This window comes from Rathayibacter sp. PhB186, assembly GCF_003751825.1.
Taxonomy (GTDB): Bacteria; Actinomycetota; Actinomycetes; order Actinomycetales; family Microbacteriaceae; genus Rathayibacter; species Rathayibacter festucae.
Genome location: NZ_RJKO01000008.1, coordinates 95,517 through 114,169 on the forward strand (window position 1 = coordinate 95,517; position 18,653 = coordinate 114,169).

An 18,653-nucleotide genomic window follows, 5' to 3' on the forward strand; every position below is an offset into this window, starting at 1 on the left:
CACTCGCGATCAGGCCTCCTCGAGCACGCTCCGCACCGCGTCGTTGGCCTCCCGCCACTCCTCCGGGTCGGCCTCCTCCCAGAGCTCGGTGAGCTCGCTGCCGGGGGAGTCGGCGGCGGCCAGCGCGACGAGGGCGAGCGCGACGAGCTCGTCGTCGGGACGCCCGGCCCGCTGCACGAAGTGCGCGATCGTCTCGGCGTGCGGACCGCCCTCCCGGCCGAGCCCGCGCGCGACCACCTCGGCGGCGGCGATCGCGAGAGTCGCCGCATCCGCGTCCACCTGCGTCGGCGCGACGGCGGCGTCCAGCGCCTCGCGGACGTACTGCCAGTCGCCGGCCTCGTCGAGCTCGTAGACCCAGTCGCTCGCCGTGTCGTTGCCGAACGGCTCTCCACTCCATGCACCCATGGCCCGACGCTACGCCGACCCGCGCGCAGCCGCACTGCCGAGGCACCGATCGATCCGGCGGAGAAGCACTCGCCCGAGTGCACAGGAGAGCCGTCCGCGACGGATCGAAGCGGGCGGGACAGCCCTTCGCGACGGATCGATCCGAGCGGAGGAGGGTCGCGCGTCAGGCCAGCCGCTCGCTGAGCGCGACGATGACGCCCTCCGGTCCGCGGACGTACGCCATCCGCCAGACCCCCTCGTACTCGCCGACACCGCCGACCAGCCCGTACCCGTCGGCCGCGAGCCGCTCGAGGACGGCGGCGAGGTCGTCGACGACGAAGGCGAGACTCCGCAGCCCCGGCTCGTCCGCCTCGACGGGGGCGGGAACGGAACGCGGTGCGGGCCGGACGAACCGCGAGAGCTCGACGGCGGTCCCGCCGCCGGGCGGCCGCAGCATCACGATGTCGGTCCGGGCGTCCTGCATGCCGACCACCGTGTCGAGGAACTCGCCCTCCACGGGCGCCCGGCCCTCGAGCACGAGGCCCAGCCCGACGAAGAACGCGGTCGCCGTCTCGAGATCGTGCACCGTCACGCCGACGTGGTCGAATGCGGTGATCCCCGCCATGAGCGCCTCCTCGTGTCGAGCCCAGTCAGGCAGGACGGGGGCCCGCTGTCAACGCGCGGCTCATCCCTGCTCCGGCGCTGCGACCGGGCTGGTCGGAAAGCCGCATCGAGTTCCCGAGGCGTTCATCACTGGAGTCCCCTCGCGCGTGACCCGGCTCGCCCGCACTGGGTAGGCTGTACTGCTCCGTCGTCGAGGGGGAGCGGTCGCGGAGGAACGATGGGCAAGAAGCGCAATCAGGGACGATCCGGGAACGGGCGCTCCGGCGGCTCCGGCGGCCAGGGCGGCGGCCGCACGGCCGAGACCGCGCTGATGGTGCGGTTCCGCAGCTGGTACCGGTCGCATCTCGCCGACGTCGCCGTCCTGCACGAGCACCTCGACGTCGACGAGGCCGTGGAGGTCCTCACCGACCTCTTCGCCATGACCCGCGACCTCCGCCCGCGCGGCTCGTTCGCCCAGCCGGACGCCGAGCTCCTCGAGGCCGTCTTCGACCAGATCGAGGCCGACCTCTCCGGCGAGGAGAGCGCGGCCGACCTGGACGACACCCTCTTCACCGTCGCCGAGGTCGTCGAGCACTTCCTCGACTTCCTCACCGACGAGGACCTCTGGACCGGCACCGACGAGGAGCTCGACGAGTGCCAGGCCGTGCTCGACGAGGTCCTCGACCTCGCCGGCTCCTTCGTCGAGGCCGTCCTCGACGACCTGCTCGAGGTCGAGGAGATCCCGGACGCCGAGATGCTCTCCGCCGCCCGCGCCACCGCCCTCGTGCACGCCGCCGACGTCGTCGTCGAGCACCTCGCCGCCACCGACGGAGCGACGATCTCCGAGCGCGCCGCCCGCGAGATCGTGGTCGAGGCCGGTGTCGCCTCCGCCGGCTCGTCGCCGAGCGACGACGCCGTCCGCATCCCGGTCTCCGCCTGGTGGGACGCGCTCGTCGCCTCCGACGTGCTCGACGCCGACGGCTCCACCGCGGGCCTCGGTGACGCCGCGCCGGCCTGGCGCAGCTCCGAGGCGCGCGAGGCCACGGTCGAGCGCATCGCCTACATCGCCCGCTTCATCGAGCTCTGGCTCGTCAGCGCGCAGGAGGCGCTCGCCGCCGCCGACACCGAGAACGGCGCGTTCTCGCCGCGCGAGCGCGCGATCACCACGACCGACGCCGTCCTGGCCCGGATCGCGGTCGCCTGCCAGGCGCAGATCCACGAGGGCCTCGTCGTCGGCGAGCTGGTCGACGAGCTCGCCGCCGAGCTCGACGTCTCGCTCGAGGACGCCCTGGACGAGCGCGAGCGGATGGTCGGCGCGGCCGAGCGGATGCTCGACGACGCCGCCGAGCTCGGCCTGCTGCTGCACTCGCCCGAGTTCGGCTACGTGCTCCCCGAGGGCCTGCAGCCGGTCCTCGCCTCGGTCGTCCGCGCGAGCATCGTGCTGCTCGGCGCCCGCGACGCCACCCGCCTCGAGATCCTCGACGAGGCGACGGAGGACACCGACTCCGCCTACGCCCTGCACGTCTCGCTGCTCGGCACGAAGCCGGTCGTCTGGCGTCGGCTCGAGCTGTCCTCGGAGTCGTCGCTGCGCGATCTGCACCTCGCCCTGCAGCTCTCGCTCGGCTGGACCGACGCGCAGCCGCACTACTTCAGCGTCGGCGTGCCCGACGAGGAGCAGGCGCCGATCGGCTCGCCGGCCGACGCGGAGGAGCTCGGCTCCGGCCTCGTCGACGAGGGCGGCGTCGCGCTCGCCGAGGTGCTCGAGAGCGTCGGCGACGAGCTGTTCTACGTCTACGACCTCGAGGACGAGTGGCGCCACGTCATCCGCCTCGAGTCGGTGTCGCCGCTCGGCGCCGCCCTGCCGCGCTGCACGGGCGCGCGCGGAGCCGCTCCGCTCGACGCCCCCGGCGGCCCGGCCGCCTGGGCCGACACGGTCCGCGCCGCCACCGATCCGTCGTCCGCCGACCACGCGGAGGCGCTCGACGCCCTCGGGCTCGCCCCGGAGGCGGCGTTCGACCCCGCGAGCGTCGACGTCGACGGCATCAACCGCTCGCTCGGCCTGCTCCGCGCGGCGGTCTGACCGGTCCGCGCCGCAGAACGTCAGCCGAGAGGCCCCGTCATCGCCGATCGCGGCTGACGGGGCCTCTCGGCTGATGCTGTGTCGTCAGCGCCCGCTCACGGGGTGAGCAGCAGCTTGCCGATGTGCCCGGAGGCGGTCATCCGCTCGTGCGCCCGCTCGGCCTCGGCCAGCGGGATCACCTCGTCGACCACCGGCCGCACCGTCCCGTCCGCGACGAGCGGCCAGACGCTCTCGCGCACCGCGGCGACGATCGCGCGCCGCTCCTCCAGCGGCCGGGCGCGGAGGGTCGTGGCGTGCACCGCCGCGCGCTTGCGCATCAGCGTCCCGATGTCGAGCGAGCCCTGCGCGCCGGACTGGTTGCCGATGAAGACGACGCGGCCGCCGAGCGCGAGCGCCTCGACGTCGCGGGCGAGGTAGTCGCCGCCGACCGGATCCAGGATCACGTCGACCCCGCCGTCCGTCTCGGCAGCGATCCGCTCCACGAAGTCCTGCTCGCGGTAGTCGATCAGGATGTCCGCGCCCAGCGCCCGGCAGGCGTCGAGCTTCCGCGGGCTGCCGGCCGTCACGGCCACCCGGGCGCCGATCGCGGAGGCGATCTGGATCGCGGTGGTGCCGATTCCGCTGCCGCCGCCGTGGATCAGCACGGTCTCGCCGGCGCGGAGCCCGGCGACCAGCACGAGGTTCGACCAGACGGTCGCGGTCGTCTCGGGCAGCGCGGCGGCCGAGATCAGGTCGACGCCCTCCGGCACCGGCAGCAGCAGCCCCGCGTCGACGACGACGTGCTCGGCGTAGCCGCCGCCGGAGAGCAGCGCGCAGACCTCGTCGCCCTGGGCGACCGTCGTGACGCCCTCGCCGAGGCCGACGACGGTCCCGGACACCTCCATGCCGAGGATCTCCGAGGCTCCGGCCGGCGGCGGGTACACGCCGGCACGCTGCCCGAGGTCGGCGCGGTTGACGCCCGCCGCGGTCACGCGGAGCAGCACCTCGCCGGGTCCGGGGGAGGGGGTGGCGGTCTCCTCGAGCACGAGGCGGGAGTCGGGGCCGGGGTTCTCGACGCGGATCGCAAGCATCCCGCGATGCTACGCCGCGCGCCTGCACGGGCGGTCCCGTCCGATCTGCAGGTGATCCGGTGCTCCGCCGGCGCCTCCGCGCGGACGCGAGCGCGCTCCCGCCGGGATCGCCTGCGGATCGCACGCCGGCGTCAGGCGTGCTCCGCGAGGAACGCCAGCACCGCGTCCTTGAACGCCCGCGCCGGCACCGTGCTCGTGTGGTCGCGTCCCGGGACGCTGACGAAGTGCGCGCCCGCCTCCTCTGCCAGCCGCGCCCCACCGGGCGCGATCGGGTCGGCCCCGCCCGTCACCATCAGCGTCGGCAGCTCGGGGTGCGCGCCGAGCTCCGGATGCGCCCCGCCGCGCACCCCGTCGGCCACCGCCACCAGGGCGGCCAGGTCGTTCCCGGCGACGCCCTCCGCCATGCCGATGAACGCGCGGGTGAAGCGGTCGTCGATCTCGCCGCCGTCGGCAACGCGCGCGCGGGCCGCCGCCGCATCGAAGTGCCGCAGCGGCTCGCCCACCGTGAGCCCGCCGAGGCTGAGCGTCGCCAGCAGCTCCGGATGCTCCAGCCCGAGCACCCAGCCCATCCGCGCGCCGAGCGAGTAGCCGAGGTAGTGCGGAGCGATCAGGTCGTAGGTCTCGATGACCCGCACGATGTCGGCGACCATCAGGTCGACCCCGTACGCGTCGGCGCGATGCGGCTTCTCGCTGGCGCCGTGCCCGCGCTGGTCGAGCGCGACGACCCGGTACCCGGCGCGGCTCAGCGTCCGCAGCCAGCCCGCTGTCTCCCAGTTCAGCACCGCGTTCGACGCGAACCCGTGCACTGCCAGCACGGTCGGCGCCCCCTCGTCGCCGAGCGCGTACGTCGCGATCCGCGTCCCGTCGTCGGCGACCACGGACACGGGCGGGGGGAAGGCGATCGGCGTCACCCCACCACCCTGCCATCCCGCGGACGCCTGCTCCTCCGCGCTCCGCGGTGTCCGGACCGGCGAGCCCGGTGTCGGACCCTCGGCCGGCGACGAGCGTGCGTCCTGCGCCATCCTCCCGCGAGCGCTGCCGGCGGGCCTCGCCTCAATGGCCATGTGCGTATGGTGTGCGGATGACGGAGCCAGAGCACTCGAGTACCCGGCAGGGCCGGAGGTCGCTGTACGGGGAGCACACCCCATGGGGCTTCCTCGCGATCCTGTTCGCCGGAATGACCATCGGCGGCGCCGTCGCCAGGGCCGCCGGCGTGACAGATTCCCTGAACATCGCGTCGATCTGCGTCTCCGTCGTGACCACCCTCCTCGTCAGCCGGCTGGTGCTCTTCCTCCGGCACCGCAGGCGCTGAGCAGGACGACCGACGGAGGCTGCGGTCGACGTCGCGGAACGGGACCTCGGCTCGCGCTCAGCGCGCCGGTCGGGAGGAGCGGACGAACGGCACCGCGATGACGAGGCGGACGCTCCGGCCGCATCCCGAGCGGATACCGAGCACGACGCAGAGCACGGAGGGGGCTCAGCTGCTGGCCCCGGCGACGACGCCGTTGCGATCGCTCCACCGGTTCGGGCGAGCGGACTCCGAGAGAGGCGTGATCGCGCGCCAACCTCGCGAAATCGGTCCTGAGGCCGGAGCCATTGTCACCATTTCAGTATGGTTCTCAGATGGGTGAGGCAGAGCAGCTGAAAGACGAGCCGAAGCGAGCCCCGATATGGGGAACACGCACACCGTGGGGATTCTGCGTGATCGCCTTCGTCGGATCGTGGTGCGGCGGCGCCATCTCCCGAGCAGTCGGAGCGATCGACCCGTGGACAGTGGTGATCAATTCCGTCTCCATCGCGATCACCTATTTCTTCTGCCGTGCAGTGCTCACCTTCTGGCGCAGTCAGCGCCGATGACGAAATCCAGGAAGGTACTCGATGAAGAGCATTCGAATGACACTGACCGTGGCGGCTGTCTGCGTGGCGACCCTCGGCGGAGCCCCCTTCGCCGCGGCAACCGCCGCGGTGGAAGCACCGGCGCAGGTGCAGTCCAGGGGACATGTCGAGTTGACGGTGAAGCGCACGACCGCCTCGACCATCGCCTTCGACGTCGGCGGCGGAGCCAGACCGGTGAAGTCGAAGGACGGCCGGGTCCGCATCACCGATGGAAGCGTCACCTCGGAGGCCCTGCCCACCAGGATCGGCGCCGGCAACGGGCGGACCGTGAGCGGCAGCTGGACCGTTGACGACTCGGACACGATGACCTTCCACTTCAAGCCGTCAGAGGTCCAGCGAGCGCTTGCTGGAGGCGCGGTGGCTGGGACTTTCTCGAGCGACTGGACCTCGAAGGAGTGGGGTCACTGCGTGGCGAAATCGGGCGTCAACGCCGCCGTGCTCGGGGGCTTGGGCGGTGCGATCACCGGGGCGGGAGCGGTCGTCACGGCGACAGGAGGGTTGATCTTCGGAATCCTGGGCGGCGCGCTCACTTGCTGAAGCCCCTGCGGAGGGCGATGTTCGACGCGGTCAGCGCACCGGACGGGAGGAGCGGACGAACGGCACCGCGATGACGAGGCGGACACTGCGGCCCCGTCCCGAGCGGACGCCGAGCACGACGCAGAGCACGAGGTTCAGCACGAAGAGACCGAGGATCGCCGCGATGGTGAGGGTGGGCCAGCCGCCGCCCCAGGTGTCGCGGACCGAGACGAGCGCGAGGTGCAGCGGCACGAGCATCAGCTGGAGCGCGAGGTAGGTCAGCTGCCAGTTCACGGCGACGACGCCGTTGCGGTCGCTCAGAGTGCCGCCGCGACGCCGGGCGCCCCAGGCCAGCACCGTCGCCGTCACTGAGATCAGCGGGGAGAGGATCACGAAGCCCGCGAGCGCCGACAGTCCGGCGAGCCAGACCGCGCGGGCCCCGCGGCCGTCGCGGCGACGGCGCAGCGTCTCGTCGTCGTCCATCCGCGGCCGCTCCCTCGCGATCGTCCCGGCGCACCGCCGGTCGTCCCAGTCTCGCACCGGCCCCCGGGAGTGAGCGGGGGGCTCCCGCTCCCGCCCGGGGGTTAGCCGGATGGGGGAGGATCCGCGTCCTCCGTAGCGTGGAGGCATCGCCGGGCGCTCCCGGCACCGCACCCCGCAGAAGGAGCACCGACCATGTCGAACGCCGAGACCACCCCGTCCGCCAGCACCACCGGCACCACCTCCGCCGACGAGCAGCCCACCGAGGTCTACGGCTCGACCGCAGTCCTCACCGACCCGGCCCCGGAGTCGCGGCAGCAGCAGTCCGAGCAGCAGGACCCGCCGTCCGAGCGGCCCTCCGTGCAGCACCCGGCCCCCTACGGCGTCCCGCCCGTCGCCGTCGCCCCGGCGCCGTCCACTCCGTTCTCGCTGACCAGCCTCATCCTCGGCGTCACCTCCGTCTTCTTCGGCCTCACCGTCATCGCCCCCGTCGCCGGCCTCGTCTTCGGCATCCTGGGCCTCCGTCGCGAGCCGACCGGCCGCACGCTCGCGATCTGGGGCATCGTCCTCAACGCGGTGATGATCAGCCTCGTCGTGCTCTTCGTCGTCGCCCTGCTCTTCCTCGGCCTGCTGGTGCCGTTCGTCGCGATCGCCACCGGCACCGACGTCAACTGACCGGGCAGGCGCTCCCGACTCAGGTCAGGAACGCCCGCAGCAGCGCCGCGGAGGCGTGCACGTGCTCGGTCATCAACCGGGCCGCCTCCGCCGCCCGACCGGTGAGGATCGCCGTCACGAGTGCCCGGTGCTGCTCGTCCGCGTGGGCGATGTTCCGCGGCAGCAGCGGGATGTCGTCCAGCAGGGCGTTCACCCGCGTCCGGCTCTCGGCCACGAGCGGCAGCAGCGACGGGACGCCGGCCAGCTCGGCGATGGTCAGGTGCAGCCGCGAGTCGAGCCGCCGGTAGTCCTCGGGGCTCGCGTCCTCGACGTCGGCGAGAGCCCGGAACAGCTGCTCCCGATCGGCGGCCGTCAGGTCCGCGCCGGCCGCGAGCCGCGCGGCCCCCACCTCGAGGATCTCGCGCAGCGCCACCACGTCGTCGATCTCGGCCCGGTCGAAGCCGCGACGGCCGATCGGCGCCGCCGGCAGCTCCTCCGCCACGAAGGTCCCGCCGTACCGGCCGCGCCGCACCACCAGGTAGCCCGCGTCCGCGAGCGAGGCGATCGCCTCGCGCAGGGTGTCGCGCCCCACGCCGAGCTGCGCGGCGAGCTCGCGCTCGGAGGGCAGCCGCTCGCCGGGTCCCACGAGCCCGAGACTCACCGTCTGCATCAGCCGCTGCACCGTCTCCTCGAAGGCGTTGCTCCGGAGCAGCCGCCGCAGGATCGCCTCCCTGGCGCTCGCCGCGGGAGCCGGCGGGCGGCTCTCGGCGTCGTCGTCCGTCCCGCTCGTCCCGGTGTCCTCGCTCACGTCGTGCTCACGTCGTGCTCACTCCGGGGTCACGTAGGCGGAGGAGATGCCGCCGTCCACGAGGAACGTCGACCCGGTGATGAAGGACGCGTCGTCGCTGGCGAGGAACGCGACCGCGGCGGCGAGCTCCTCCGGCTCCGCGAAGCGCCCCACAGGGATGTGCACGAGCCGGCGCTGAGCCCGCACCGGATCGGCCGCGAACAGCTCCTGCAGCAGCGGGGTGTTCACCGGACCCGGGCAGAGCGCGTTGACCCGGATGCCCTGGCGCGCGAACTGCACGCCCAGCTCGCGGCTCATCGCGAGCACGCCGCCCTTCGACGCGGTGTAGCTGATCTGCGACGTCGCCGAGCCGAGCACCGCGACGAACGAGGCCGTGTTGATGATGGATCCGCGGCCCTGCTTCGTCATGTGCCGGAGTGCCGCGCGGCAGCAGAGGTAGACCGACTTCAGGTTGACGTCCTGCACGCGCTCCCACGCCGGCAGCTCGGTCGTCTCGATGGAGTCGTCGTCGGGCGGCGAGATGCCCGCGTTGTTGAAGGCGATGTCGACCGAGCCGTAGGCGTCGACCGCGGCCTGGAAGAGCGCGTCGACCTCCGCCTCGCTGGTGACGTCGACCCGCACGAACATCCCGCCGAGCGCCTCCGCCACCTCGGTGCCGCGCGCGACGTCGACGTCGGCGACCACCACGCGCGCTCCCTCGCGGGCGAAGCGCGTCGCGGTGGCGAGGCCGATCCCGCTGGCGCCGCCGGTGATGACGGCGACCTTGCCGGCGAGCCGCTGCGTGAGGTCGATCGGGGTGGTGTCGAGGGGAGGGAGAGCCATGGTGCGGCCTTTCACGGGAGGGTGCGGGGGGTGGAACGGGGCGCGTCAGTCGGCCGCGAAGAAGATGTTCTTGGTCTCGGTGAAGCCGAGTGCCGCGTCGGGTCCGAGCTCGCGGCCGAGCCCGGACTGCTTGAAGCCGCCGAACGGGGTCGAGTAGCGGACCGAGGAGTGCGAGTTGACCGACAGGTTGCCGCTCTCGACCGCCCGCGACATCCGCAGCGCGCGGCCGAGGTCGCGGGTCCAGATCGAGCCGGAGAGGCCGTAGTCGGTGTCGTTGGCGAGCCGGATCGCGTCGGCCTCGTCCTCGAAGGGGAGGACGGAGACGACCGGACCGAAGACCTCCTCGCGCCAGACCGGGTCGCCGCTCGAGGGCAGCAGCACGGTCGGCGGGAACCAGAAGCCGGGGCCGGCGGGCGCCGAGCCGCGGAACGCGACGGGCGCTCCGTCCGGGACGAAGGCGGCGACGCGCTCGTGGTGGGCGGCCGAGACCAGCGGACCCATCTCGGTCGCCTCCTCGCGCGGGTCGCCGACGACGACGCCCTGCACGGCCGGCTCGAGCAGCTCGAGGAAGCGGTCGAGGACACGCCGCTCGACGAGGATCCGGCTGCGGGCGCAGCAGTCCTGGCCGGCGTTCTCGAAGACTCCGTAGGGGGCGGTGCTCGCGGCGCGCTCCAGGTCGGAGTCGGCGAAGACGATGTTCGCGCTCTTGCCGCCGAGCTCGAGGGTGACCCGCTTCACCTGGTCGGCGCAGCCCGCCATCACCCGCTTCCCGACGCGCGTCGAGCCGGTGAAGACGACCTTGCGGACCAGCGGATGGGTGACGAAGCGCCCGCCGACGACGTCGCCGCGGCCGGGCACCACCTGGAAGAGGCCCTCCGGCAGTCCGGACGCGAGGGCCAGCTCGGCGAGGAGGAGGCTCGTCAGCGGCGTCCACTCGGCCGGCTTCAGCACGACGGCGTTGCCCGCGGCGAGCGCCGGTGCGAAGCCCCAGGAGGCGATCGTCATCGGGAAGTTCCACGGCGTGATGATGCCGACGACGCCGAGCGGCTCGTGCACCGTGACGTCCAGCCCGCCGGCGACCGGGATCTGCGCGCCGAGCAGCCGCTCCGGAGCGGCGGAGGAGTACTCGAGGACGTCGCGGACGTGCCCCGCCTCCCAGCGCGACTGCGTGATCGGGTGACCGGAGTTCCGGGTCTCGAGCTGCGCCAGCTCCTCGATCGCGCCGTCCACGGCGGCGGCGAACCGGCGGAGGGCGCGGGCCCGGTCGAGCGGGGCCAGCGCCGCCCAGCCGCGCTGCGCTGCGGCCGCGCGCTCGATCGCGGCGTCGACGGTCGCGAGGTCGGCGAGGGCGACCTCGTCGAAGGCGGCGCCCGTCGAGGGGTCGACGAGGGTCTGCACGGTCGTCTGCGGAGTGGGCGTCTGCGGGGTCGTCGTCTGCGGGGTCATCGGAGTGCGTCCTTCGGGGTGCTGAGGGAGGAGCCTTCTGCCGCGCCGGTGCCCGCGCGGTGCGCGAGCGCGGCGGCCACCAGGCCGGTGAAGAGGCGGGTGTCGGCGGTGTCCTCCTCCGGGTGCCACTGCACGCCGAGCGCGAAACGGCGGCCCGGCAGCTCGAGCGCCTCGATGGTGCCGTCGGCGGTCCGGGCGGCGACCTCGAGGCCGTCGGCGACCCGGTCGACCGCCTGGTGGTGGTAGACCTGCGCGACGACGGCGTCCTCGCCGAGCAGCCCGCGCAGGCGCGACTCCGGCTCGACCGCGACGTCGACGTGCGAGAACACGCCGCCACCCGCCTGGTAGCGGCGGTCGCCGACCACGTCGGGCAGGTGCTGGTGCAGGGTGCCGCCGAGCGAGACGTTGAGCAGCTGCGCGCCGCGGCAGATGCCGAGGAACGGCAGGTCGGCCTCGAGCGCGGCGGTCATCAGGTGGTCCTCCCAGGCGTCGCGCTCGGGGCGGGGCGCGTCGGTCTCCGGGTGCGCCTCCTGACCGTAGCGGGCGGGGTCGATGTCCTTGCCGCCGCAGACGATCAGCCCGTCGAGGCGCTCGACGACGGCGCGCGCGGTCTCCGCCGAGGCGGGCTGCGGCGGCAGGAGCAGGGCGACGCCGCCGGCCCGGGTCACCGAGTCTATGTAGTTCGCGGGCAGGAAGGACGCCTCGACGTCCCAGACGCCGGAGACGGCGCGCTCGCGGTAGGTGGTGAGCCCGATGATCGGGCGCGGGGCGACGGGAGCGTGCTCGGAGCCTTCTCGGAGGTCAGAGTCGCTCAAAGCCGCGCACCCTCTCCCAGTCGGTGACGGCGGCGTCGTAGGCGGCGAGCTCCACCCGGGCGTTGTTCACGTAGTGGTCGACGACCTCGTCGCCGAAGGCGGCCCTCGCCAGCACGGAGGACTCGAACAGGTCGGCGGCCTCGCGCAGCGTCGTCGGGACGCGCGGCGCTCCGGAGCCGTAGGCGTTCCCGGTGCAGACGTCCTCGAGCTCCAGCTCGTTCTCGATGCCGTGCAGCCCGGCGGCGACCAGCGCGGCGACGGCCAGGTACTGGTTGACGTCGCCGCCCGGCACGCGGTTCTCGACGCGCATCCCGGCGCCGTGGCCGACGACGCGCAGGGCGCAGGTGCGGTTGTCGAGGCCCCAGGCGACCGCGGTCGGCGCGAACGACCCGTCGACGTAGCGCTTGTAGGAGTTGATGTTCGGCGCGAAGAAGAGGGTGAACTCGCGCATCGCGGCGAGCTGGCCGGCCAGGTAGTGCCGGAACAGCGGCGACATCCCGTGCTCGCTCTCCGCGTCGGCGAAGACGGGCGTGCCGTCCGTGCCGCGGAGCGAGAGGTGGATGTGGCAGGAGTTGCCCTCGCGCTCATTGAACTTGGCCATGAAGGTCAGGCTCTTGCCGTGCTTGTCGGCGATCTCCTTCGCCCCCGACTTGTAGATCGAGTGGTTGTCGCAGGTGACGAGCGCGGCGTCGTAGCGGAAGCCGATCTCCTGCTGGCCGAAGTTGCACTCGCCCTTGATGCCCTCGCAGTACAGGCCGGCGCCCTCCATCGACACCCGGATGTCCCGCATCAGCGGCTCCATCCGGGTCGAGGCGAGCAGCGCGTAGTCGATGTTGTAGTCGCTGGCGGGCGTGAGGCCGCGGTAGCCCTTCGCGAAGGCCTCGCGGTAGGAGTCGTCGAACACGATGAACTCGAGCTCGGTGGCGACGAACGCCTCGAGGCCGCGCTCGGCCAGGCGGTCCAGCTGCGCGCGGAGGATCTGCCGCGGCGCCTCGCCGACCGGAGCGTCGTCGAGCCAGGTGAGGTCGGCCGTGACCAGCGCGGTCCCCGGCAGCCACGGCGCGAGTCGCAGCGTCGACAGGACCGGGATCATCTTCATGTCGCCGTAGCCGCGCTCCCAGCTCGAGATCGCGTAGCCCTCGACGGTGTTCATCTCGACGTCCACGGCGAGCAGGTAGTTGCAGCACTCGGCGCCGTGCGCGGCGACGTCGTCCTGGAACAGCCGCGCCGAGATCCGCTTGCCGACGAGCCGGCCCTGCATGTCGGTGAAGGCCACGATCACCGTGTCGATCTCGCCGGCCTCGATCAGCGCGTCGAGTCGCTCGAGGGTGAGCATGCCCCGCGCGAGGACCGGATCGGCCGCACTGCGTCGATCGGCGGCACTGCTCTCGGCGCTGACAGGTGCCATGGGATGCCTCCGGGGGTCACTCCGCCGGGTGGCCGGGCTAGGCCGCATGGTCGGATCGGGGTCCATTAGAGCACAGCCGCTGATCCCGAGGGAGTGACGCCGCGCTCACTGGCGCGGAGCGCGAGCCGATTGTCGGATCCTTCGGATCGCGCCGTTCACACCGTCGTAACGCCATCGGTCTTCCCAGCGTCCATTGAGGTCCCTATGCTCGGACCACCCGAGCCGAGGAGACCCGATGGCAGAGCAGACGAAGCAGACTCCGACGAGCAAGGGTGCGCGGCGCCCGGCGGCGTCCGGACCCGACTCCGCGAACGTCACCAGCACCGCGGGGGTGACCTATCGCGAGGCCGAGGCCGGCTACTTCGAGAAGCGCACCCTGCGCCGTTCCGCGGGCGTCTGGGGCCTGTGGGGACTGGCGGTCGCCGCCGTCATCTCCGGTGACTTCTCCGGCTGGAACTTCGGCATCGACTTCGCCGGCTTCGGCGGCATGCTGATCGCCTTCGCCGTCCTCGTGGTGATGTACTACGGCCTCATCTTCTCGATCGGCGAGATGTCCGCCGCGATGCCGCACACCGGCGGCGCCTACTCCTTCGCCCGCTCGGCCATGGGGCCGTGGGGCGGCCTGGTCACGGGATTGGCCGAGACCATCGAGTACGTGGCCACCACCGCCGTGGTCGTCTTCTTCTCGGCGCAGTACGCGAACGGGGTGACGAGCGAGCTGCTCGGCTTCGACCTCTCCGGCGCGATGTGGATTTGGTGGCTGGTCCTCTACATCGTCTTCGTCGCGCTGAACTCGGCGGGCGCGGCGATCTCGTTCCGCTTCGCGATCGTCGTCTCGATCGTGTCCATCGCGATCCTCCTGGCCTTCTCCGTGATGGCCCTGCTCTCGCCGGCGCTCGACTGGTCGAGCCTGTGGAACATCGCGCCGGACGCCGGTCAGACCGAGTTCCTCCCGCACGGCGTCCTGCCGATCCTCTTCGCGCTGCCGTTCGCCATGTGGTTCTTCCTCGGCATCGAGGAGCTGCCGCTGGCGGCGGAGGAGGCGCACGACCCGGTCCGCGACATCCCTCGCGCCGGCTTCTGGGCCCGCGGCACCCTGATCGTGACCGGCCTGCTCGTCCTCTTCCTCAACACGGCGCTGATCGGCTCCGAGGACATGGGCGTCTCGACCGAGCCGCTGCTCGACGGCTTCCGCGCGATGGTCGGCGACGGCGCGGCCGCCGTGCTCGCCCTCTTCGCCCTGATCGGGCTGCTCGCCTCGCTGCAGGGCATCATGTTCGCCTACGGGCGCAACATGTACTCGCTCTCCCGGGCCGGCTACTACCCGCGGGTGTTCTCGCTCACCGGGAAGCGCCAGACGCCGTGGATCGCGCTGACCGTGGGGGCCGTGATCGGCTTCGTCGCCCTCGTCGTCGTCGACGTGCTCAGCCGGCTCGACCCGGACAACGCCGGCGCCGTCGCGGGCGCGATCGTGCTGAACATCGCGGTCTGGGGCGCGGTCGTCGCGTACTTCATGCAGATGGTGTCCTTCGTGCTGCTGCGCCGCCGGTTCCCGAACGCGAGCCGGCCGTACCGCAGCCCGTGGGGCCTTCCGGGTGCGGTCATCGCGGCGCTGATCAACGTGCTGATCTTCCTCGGCTTCCTCTTCAACGACGCGTTCCAGCCGGCGATCATCGCGATCGCCGTGGTCTACGTGATCATCCTGATCGGCTTCGCCGTCTGGGGTCGGAAGCGCCTCGTCCTCTCACCCGAGGAGCGCTACGCGCTGAGCGGCGGACTGCAGGCGGCGCCGAGCATCCCGGAGCCGGACCGCGTCGACTGAGCGCGGGCGGGCGGGGCGGCGGCACCGTGTCAGGCGCCGCCGCCCCGGCTGTCGTAGGCGCGGTCGAACGCGACGGGGGAGTAGCCGTCGCGCCGGACCGCGAGTGCGAGCGGAACCGCGACGGCGGCGAGCAGGGCGAGGGCGATCGCGAGGACGAGGAGCAGGGCGAGCATGGGGCATCCGATCTCGAGGTGATGCTCCGAGAGTGGCCCGGTCCACTCGTCCCTGGTGGCGAGAAGAAGGGCCACTCTGCGCGCCACGGTCCTTCGGTGGCCGCTTCGTCCGAGGTGGCCTGACCGACGGTGGATCCGCCCACCCGACCGGCGTCCGGTGATCCGTCGAGCAGGAGGCGAGCCGGAGCCTGCGCCGAACGCCGCCGATCCGCCCGGAGCGGAGCCCCGGCGTAGGCTGGCGGCGCAGTTCGCGGACCCCCTGCACCCTTCGGGGCCGCACGACGACAGCGACGGAGCTGACGTGACATCCGCCTCGACCACCCTCCCCGAGAGCACCGACCCTGCGAGCAACGACCCCCTGAGCAACGACCCCCTGAGCAACGGCCCGCGGGGCACCGCCCTGCAGGCCCCGCCGGAAGGACCCCCCGTGGACGCCGACACCCGCACCGAGACCGACTCCCTCGGCTCGCTCGACATCCCGGCCGACGCCTACTGGGGCATCCACACCGCCCGGGCGCTCGACAACTTCCCGATCTCCAAGCGCCCGATCTCGATCTACCCCGATCTGGTCCGCGCCCTGGCGACCGTCAAGCTCGCCGCCGCCCGGGCGAACACCGAGATCGGCAGCCTCGCCCCGGCGAAGGCCGAGCTGATCGAGCAGGCCTGCCGCCGGATCATCGACGGCGAGTTCCACGACCAGTTCGTGGTCGGCGTGATCCAGGGCGGCGCGGGCACCTCGACCAACATGAACGCGAACGAGGTCGTCGCCAACGTCGCTCTCGAGATCGCCGGGCGCCCCAAGGGCGACTACGCCTTCCTGCACCCGCTCGACGACGTGAACCGCAGCCAGTCGACGAACGACGTCTACCCCACCTCGATCAAGATCGCGATGACCTGGTCGCTGCGCCGCCTGCTCGACGAGCTCGCCCTGCTCCAGGCCGCGTTCTCGCGGAAGGCCGTCGAGTTCGGCAGCGTCCTCAAGGTCGGCCGCACCCAGCTGCAGGACGCCGTCCCGATGACCCTCGGCCAGGAGTTCCACGGCTTCGCCACCACGCTCGGCGAGGACCACGCGCGCCTCTCGGAGACGATCTGGCTGCTCGCCGAGGTCAACATCGGCGCCACCGCGATCGGCACCGGCATCACCGCCGACCCGCGCTACGGCGCCGCCGCCGTCCGCCACCTCAACGAGCTCACCGACCTCGACCTCGAGATGGCGCAGGACCTCGTCGAGGCCACCAGCGACACCGGCGTCTTCATGTCGTTCTCGAGCGCTCTGAAGCGCTCGGCCATCAAGCTGTCGAAGATCTGCAACGACCTGCGCCTGCTCTCCTCCGGTCCGCAGGCCGGCTTCGGCGAGATCAACCTGCCGTCGCGCCAGGCGGGCTCGAGCATCATGCCCGGCAAGGTGAACCCGGTGATCCCCGAGGTGGTCAACCAGGTCGCCTACTCGGTGGCGGGCGCCGACGTCACGGTGACGATGGCCGCCGAGGCGGGTCAGCTGCAGCTGAACGCGTTCGAGCCCGTCATCGCGCACTCGCTCCTGCAGAGCATCACCTGGATGACCCAGGCATGCCTCACCCTGCGGATCAACTGCATCGACGGCATCACCGCGAACGTCGACCGCCTCGAGGCGATGGTCGCCTCCTCCGTCGGCGTCGTCACCGCACTGACCCCGAGCATCGGCTACACCGCGTCGGCCGCGATCGCGAAGGCGGCGCTCGCCACCGGCCGCAACGTCGCCGACCTCGTCGTCGAGGCCGGCCTGATGTCCCGCGAGGAGGTCCTGCGCCTCATCTCGCCCGCCCGCCTCTCCGGCATCGAGGCGATGACCGCGTCCCTCCCGATCATCGAGCCCCCCACGGAGTAGCCCGCCGTACTTCCTCCGCGAGATGCCACTTGTGCACGCTTTCCTCGGCGTGTCGCGCTTATAAGTGGCATCTCGCGGGGAGCGCCTGCGCGCAGCTGCCGAGGAGCATCACCCGGGCGGGTCGCACTCAGTGCTGGTGCGACGTGGCCCGCTTTCCGCGAGATGCCACTTGTGACCGCGTTTCGCGGCGTGTCGCGCTCATAAGTGGCATCTCGCGGCGAGGTGCAGGGCGGCGTAGCTGCGCCAGGGGGCCCAGGGGCGGGCGGCCGCGGTGAGGGCTCGGGGAGTCGAGGGGAGGCCGAGTGCGGCGGCGCCGCCGCGGACGGCGCGGTCGCGGGCCGGCAGGACGTCCGGGTCGCCGGTGATCCGCGCCGCGACGGAGGCGGCCGTCGCCGGCTCGATGCTGTCGACGGCGAGCAGGCGCTCCACCAGGTCCTCGCGGCGGAGGCCCGCGTCCAGGCGCAGAGTGCCGTCGGCCAGGAGGGCCGCGCTCCGCCGGACGGTCTCGACGCGGCGTTCGGAGCCGCGCAGCACGTCCGCTCCGTTCTCCGCGATCGCCGCGGGAGACGGGAACGCGTGGGTGACACCGCCGGCGGCGAGGCCGGCGGGCAGCGGCTCGCCGAGTGCCGAGACCAGCCGGGTCAGCGCCGTGCGCGCGACCGCGGCCGGCGCACCGACCCCGATCAGCGCGCGCAGCAGGGTCTCGGCCGGGTCGACGGAGCCCGCCAGGCGGATCCCGGGGGTCACCGCGACCAGCGGCGCCAGCACCGGATCGGCGCCGAGCGCCTCGTCGATCGCGGCGGAGTCGGCGTCGAGGTCGAGCAGCCGGCGCACCCGCGCGACCAGGGGGCCGACATCGGCCACCGAGACCAGGGTCGCGGTGCAGCGGAGGGCATCGCCGTCCGGCTCGAGCCGCACGATCGCCGGGCCGCCGGGCAGCGCGAGCGAGCGCGAGTACCGGCCCTGACCCGCCTCCTCGAGCCCCGGCACTGCGTCGGTGCCGAGGACGGCGAGCACGCCCGGATCGAACGGCGCCCGCACGGCGAGCCGCAGCTCGAGCGTCGTCGCGCCCGCGTGGACGGCCGCCTCCGACCGGCCTCCCCGGGCCGAGGCCCGCAGCGCGCTCGGGCTCCGCTCGTACACCTCCTGGATCGTCGCGTTGAACTGCCGGATGCTCGCGAACCCCGCGGCGAACGCCACCTCCGACACCGGCAGCTCCGTGCCGGTGAGCAGCAGCCGGGCGGTCTGCGCCCGCTGCGCCCGGGCGAGGGCGAGCGGCGGCGCGCCCAGCTCGACGCGCAGGATCCGTCCGAGCTGGCGGGCGCCGTAGCCCAGGCGCCCGGCCAGCCCCTCGACCCCCTCGCGATCGACCACACCGTCGCCGATCAGCCGCATCGCGCGCGCCGCGGTGTCGTCGCGCAGGTTCCACTCCGGCGAGCCGGGCACCGCGTCCGGGAGGCAGCGCTTGCAGGCGCGCAGCCCTGCCTCGTGCGCGGCCGCCGCGGTCGGGTAGAACCGGACGTTCGCGGGCCGGGGCGTCGTGGCGGGACAGCTCGGCCGGCAGTAGATGCCGGTCGAGTGCACCCCGGTGATGAACCGGCCGTCGAAGCGGGAGTCGCGCGAGGCGACCGCGCGGTAGCGCTCCTCGAACAGCGGATCCTCGACCATGCTCCGAGACTGGCACGCCCCGCGGCCGGAGGATCGCGGAAATCGGACACGGCCCCGCGAGCTGCGCCGCCTCCCACCCGCACACGGAGCCGCTTCGCGACTCGGTGGTGAGGGGAGGATGCGGCGGCGCCCCTCCGCACG

General features: G+C 72.9%; 18 protein-coding genes. 6 read left to right on the plus strand and 12 right to left on the minus strand.

The genetic code is table 11. From position 1 onward, the window contains the following. Positions 1 to 9: 9 nt before the first annotated feature. Both EDF45_RS17380 and EDF45_RS17385 read right to left on the minus strand, forming a co-directional pair. Positions 10 to 405 carry a DUF4259 domain-containing protein gene (locus EDF45_RS17380; RefSeq protein ID WP_123737231.1) on the minus strand — a complete coding sequence of 132 codons (396 nt, stop codon included), beginning with the start codon at positions 403 to 405 and terminating at the stop codon, positions 10 to 12. Positions 406 to 568: 163 nt separating this feature from the next. After that, positions 569 to 1,009, minus strand: coding sequence for a VOC family protein (locus tag EDF45_RS17385; RefSeq protein ID WP_123705015.1), 441 nt, complete (start codon positions 1,007 to 1,009; stop codon positions 569 to 571). A 216-nt stretch (positions 1,010 to 1,225) separates the two neighbouring features. On the opposite strand from EDF45_RS17385, the gene EDF45_RS17390 reads away from it, so the two are divergent. Then, complete coding sequence (locus EDF45_RS17390) at positions 1,226 to 3,067, plus strand: plasmid pRiA4b ORF-3 family protein (protein ID WP_123737230.1); 1,842 nt, start codon at positions 1,226 to 1,228, stop codon at positions 3,065 to 3,067. Positions 3,068 to 3,162: 95 nt separating this feature from the next. Here the strand turns inward: EDF45_RS17390 and EDF45_RS17395 are convergent, their stop codons facing one another. Both EDF45_RS17395 and EDF45_RS17400 read right to left on the minus strand, forming a co-directional pair. After that, positions 3,163 to 4,137, minus strand: a complete 975-nt coding sequence (locus EDF45_RS17395) for an NAD(P)H-quinone oxidoreductase (protein WP_123737229.1) — start codon at positions 4,135 to 4,137, stop codon at positions 3,163 to 3,165. Positions 4,138 to 4,268: 131 nt separating this feature from the next. Then, positions 4,269 to 5,048, minus strand: a complete 780-nt coding sequence (locus tag EDF45_RS17400; RefSeq protein ID WP_123737228.1) for an alpha/beta fold hydrolase — start codon at positions 5,046 to 5,048, stop codon at positions 4,269 to 4,271. A 790-nt stretch (positions 5,049 to 5,838) separates the two neighbouring features. Between EDF45_RS17400 and EDF45_RS21400 the strand changes: the two genes are divergently transcribed. After that, positions 5,839 to 5,994: a hypothetical protein gene (locus EDF45_RS21400; RefSeq protein ID WP_185020247.1), complete on the plus strand. Its 156-nt coding sequence runs from the start codon at positions 5,839 to 5,841 to the stop codon at positions 5,992 to 5,994. Positions 5,995 to 6,015: 21 nt separating this feature from the next. Beyond that, positions 6,016 to 6,570: a hypothetical protein gene (locus tag EDF45_RS17410; protein ID WP_123737226.1), complete on the plus strand. Its 555-nt coding sequence runs from the start codon at positions 6,016 to 6,018 to the stop codon at positions 6,568 to 6,570. A gap of 30 nt (positions 6,571 to 6,600) precedes the next feature. Here EDF45_RS17410 and EDF45_RS17415 read toward each other — a convergent pair whose 3' ends face one another. Then, a complete protein-coding gene (locus EDF45_RS17415) occupies positions 6,601 to 7,032 on the minus strand; it encodes a DUF4870 domain-containing protein (protein WP_185020248.1) in 432 nt (143 codons plus the stop codon). A 192-nt stretch (positions 7,033 to 7,224) separates the two neighbouring features. Between EDF45_RS17415 and EDF45_RS21610 the strand changes: the two genes are divergently transcribed. Next, positions 7,225 to 7,704 (plus strand): DUF4190 domain-containing protein, encoded by a 480-nt coding sequence (locus EDF45_RS21610; protein ID WP_123737224.1) that lies wholly within the window; start codon positions 7,225 to 7,227, stop codon positions 7,702 to 7,704. 19 nt (positions 7,705 to 7,723) lie between these two features. Here the strand turns inward: EDF45_RS21610 and EDF45_RS17425 are convergent, their stop codons facing one another. The 5 genes from EDF45_RS17425 to EDF45_RS17445 are packed head-to-tail and all read right to left on the minus strand — an operon-like array spanning position 7,724 to position 12,910. Next, on the minus strand, positions 7,724 to 8,491 hold the full coding sequence (locus EDF45_RS17425) for a FadR/GntR family transcriptional regulator (protein WP_123737223.1): 768 nt from the start codon (positions 8,489 to 8,491) through the stop codon (positions 7,724 to 7,726). Between the two features lie 18 nt (positions 8,492 to 8,509). Beyond that, positions 8,510 to 9,313, minus strand: coding sequence for a 3-oxoacyl-ACP reductase (locus EDF45_RS17430; RefSeq protein WP_185020249.1), 804 nt, complete (start codon positions 9,311 to 9,313; stop codon positions 8,510 to 8,512). Between the two features lie 45 nt (positions 9,314 to 9,358). Beyond that, entirely contained in the window at positions 9,359 to 10,759 is a 1,401-nt protein-coding gene (locus tag EDF45_RS17435; RefSeq protein ID WP_123737222.1) for an aldehyde dehydrogenase, read from the minus strand. After that, positions 10,756 to 11,574, minus strand: a complete 819-nt coding sequence (locus EDF45_RS17440) for a gamma-glutamyl-gamma-aminobutyrate hydrolase family protein (protein WP_123737221.1) — start codon at positions 11,572 to 11,574, stop codon at positions 10,756 to 10,758. The genes EDF45_RS17435 and EDF45_RS17440 overlap by 4 nt, the downstream gene beginning before the upstream one ends. Beyond that, positions 11,561 to 12,910, minus strand: coding sequence for a glutamine synthetase family protein (locus tag EDF45_RS17445; RefSeq protein ID WP_123737302.1), 1,350 nt, complete (start codon positions 12,908 to 12,910; stop codon positions 11,561 to 11,563). Before EDF45_RS17445 ends, EDF45_RS17440 begins: the two co-directional genes overlap by 14 nt. Before the next feature lie 307 nt (positions 12,911 to 13,217). Between EDF45_RS17445 and EDF45_RS17450 the strand changes: the two genes are divergently transcribed. After that, a complete protein-coding gene (locus EDF45_RS17450; RefSeq protein ID WP_123447918.1) occupies positions 13,218 to 14,804 on the plus strand; it encodes an amino acid permease in 1,587 nt (528 codons plus the stop codon). A gap of 29 nt (positions 14,805 to 14,833) precedes the next feature. Here EDF45_RS17450 and EDF45_RS21410 read toward each other — a convergent pair whose 3' ends face one another. Further along, positions 14,834 to 14,977, minus strand: a complete 144-nt coding sequence (locus tag EDF45_RS21410; protein WP_185020250.1) for a hypothetical protein — start codon at positions 14,975 to 14,977, stop codon at positions 14,834 to 14,836. A gap of 427 nt (positions 14,978 to 15,404) precedes the next feature. Here EDF45_RS21410 and EDF45_RS17455 point away from each other — a divergent pair, with 427 nt between their 5' ends. Then, on the plus strand, positions 15,405 to 16,844 hold the full coding sequence (locus EDF45_RS17455; protein ID WP_260312262.1) for an aspartate ammonia-lyase: 1,440 nt from the start codon (positions 15,405 to 15,407) through the stop codon (positions 16,842 to 16,844). Between the two features lie 198 nt (positions 16,845 to 17,042). On the opposite strand, the gene EDF45_RS17460 is transcribed toward EDF45_RS17455, so the two are convergent. Continuing rightward, positions 17,043 to 18,512: an Ada metal-binding domain-containing protein gene (locus tag EDF45_RS17460; RefSeq protein WP_123737220.1), complete on the minus strand. Its 1,470-nt coding sequence runs from the start codon at positions 18,510 to 18,512 to the stop codon at positions 17,043 to 17,045. Positions 18,513 to 18,653: the final 141 nt, after the last annotated feature.

Excerpts from the sequence above, each read along its gene's own strand:
- EDF45_RS17385 (WP_123705015.1), bottom strand. The coding sequence starts at position 1,009 with ATGGCGGGGATCACCGCATTCGACCACGTCGGCGTGACGGTGCACGAT.
- EDF45_RS17395 (WP_123737229.1), bottom strand. The coding sequence starts at position 4,137 with ATGCTTGCGATCCGCGTCGAGAACCCCGGCCCCGACTCCCGCCTCGTG.
- EDF45_RS17415 (WP_185020248.1), bottom strand. The coding sequence starts at position 7,032 with ATGGACGACGACGAGACGCTGCGCCGTCGCCGCGACGGCCGCGGGGCC.
- EDF45_RS21610 (WP_123737224.1), top strand. The coding sequence starts at position 7,225 with ATGTCGAACGCCGAGACCACCCCGTCCGCCAGCACCACCGGCACCACC.
- EDF45_RS21410 (WP_185020250.1), bottom strand. The coding sequence starts at position 14,977 with ATGCTCGCCCTGCTCCTCGTCCTCGCGATCGCCCTCGCCCTGCTCGCC.
- EDF45_RS17380 (WP_123737231.1), bottom strand. The coding sequence starts at position 405 with ATGGGTGCATGGAGTGGAGAGCCGTTCGGCAACGACACGGCGAGCGAC.
- EDF45_RS17460 (WP_123737220.1), bottom strand. The coding sequence starts at position 18,512 with ATGGTCGAGGATCCGCTGTTCGAGGAGCGCTACCGCGCGGTCGCCTCG.
- EDF45_RS17450 (WP_123447918.1), top strand. The coding sequence starts at position 13,218 with ATGGCAGAGCAGACGAAGCAGACTCCGACGAGCAAGGGTGCGCGGCGC.
- EDF45_RS17430 (WP_185020249.1), bottom strand. The coding sequence starts at position 9,313 with ATGGCTCTCCCTCCCCTCGACACCACCCCGATCGACCTCACGCAGCGG.
- EDF45_RS17435 (WP_123737222.1), bottom strand. The coding sequence starts at position 10,759 with ATGACCCCGCAGACGACGACCCCGCAGACGCCCACTCCGCAGACGACC.
- EDF45_RS17390 (WP_123737230.1), top strand. The coding sequence starts at position 1,226 with ATGGGCAAGAAGCGCAATCAGGGACGATCCGGGAACGGGCGCTCCGGC.
- EDF45_RS17410 (WP_123737226.1), top strand. The coding sequence starts at position 6,016 with ATGAAGAGCATTCGAATGACACTGACCGTGGCGGCTGTCTGCGTGGCG.
- EDF45_RS17445 (WP_123737302.1), bottom strand. The coding sequence starts at position 12,910 with ATGCTCACCCTCGAGCGACTCGACGCGCTGATCGAGGCCGGCGAGATC.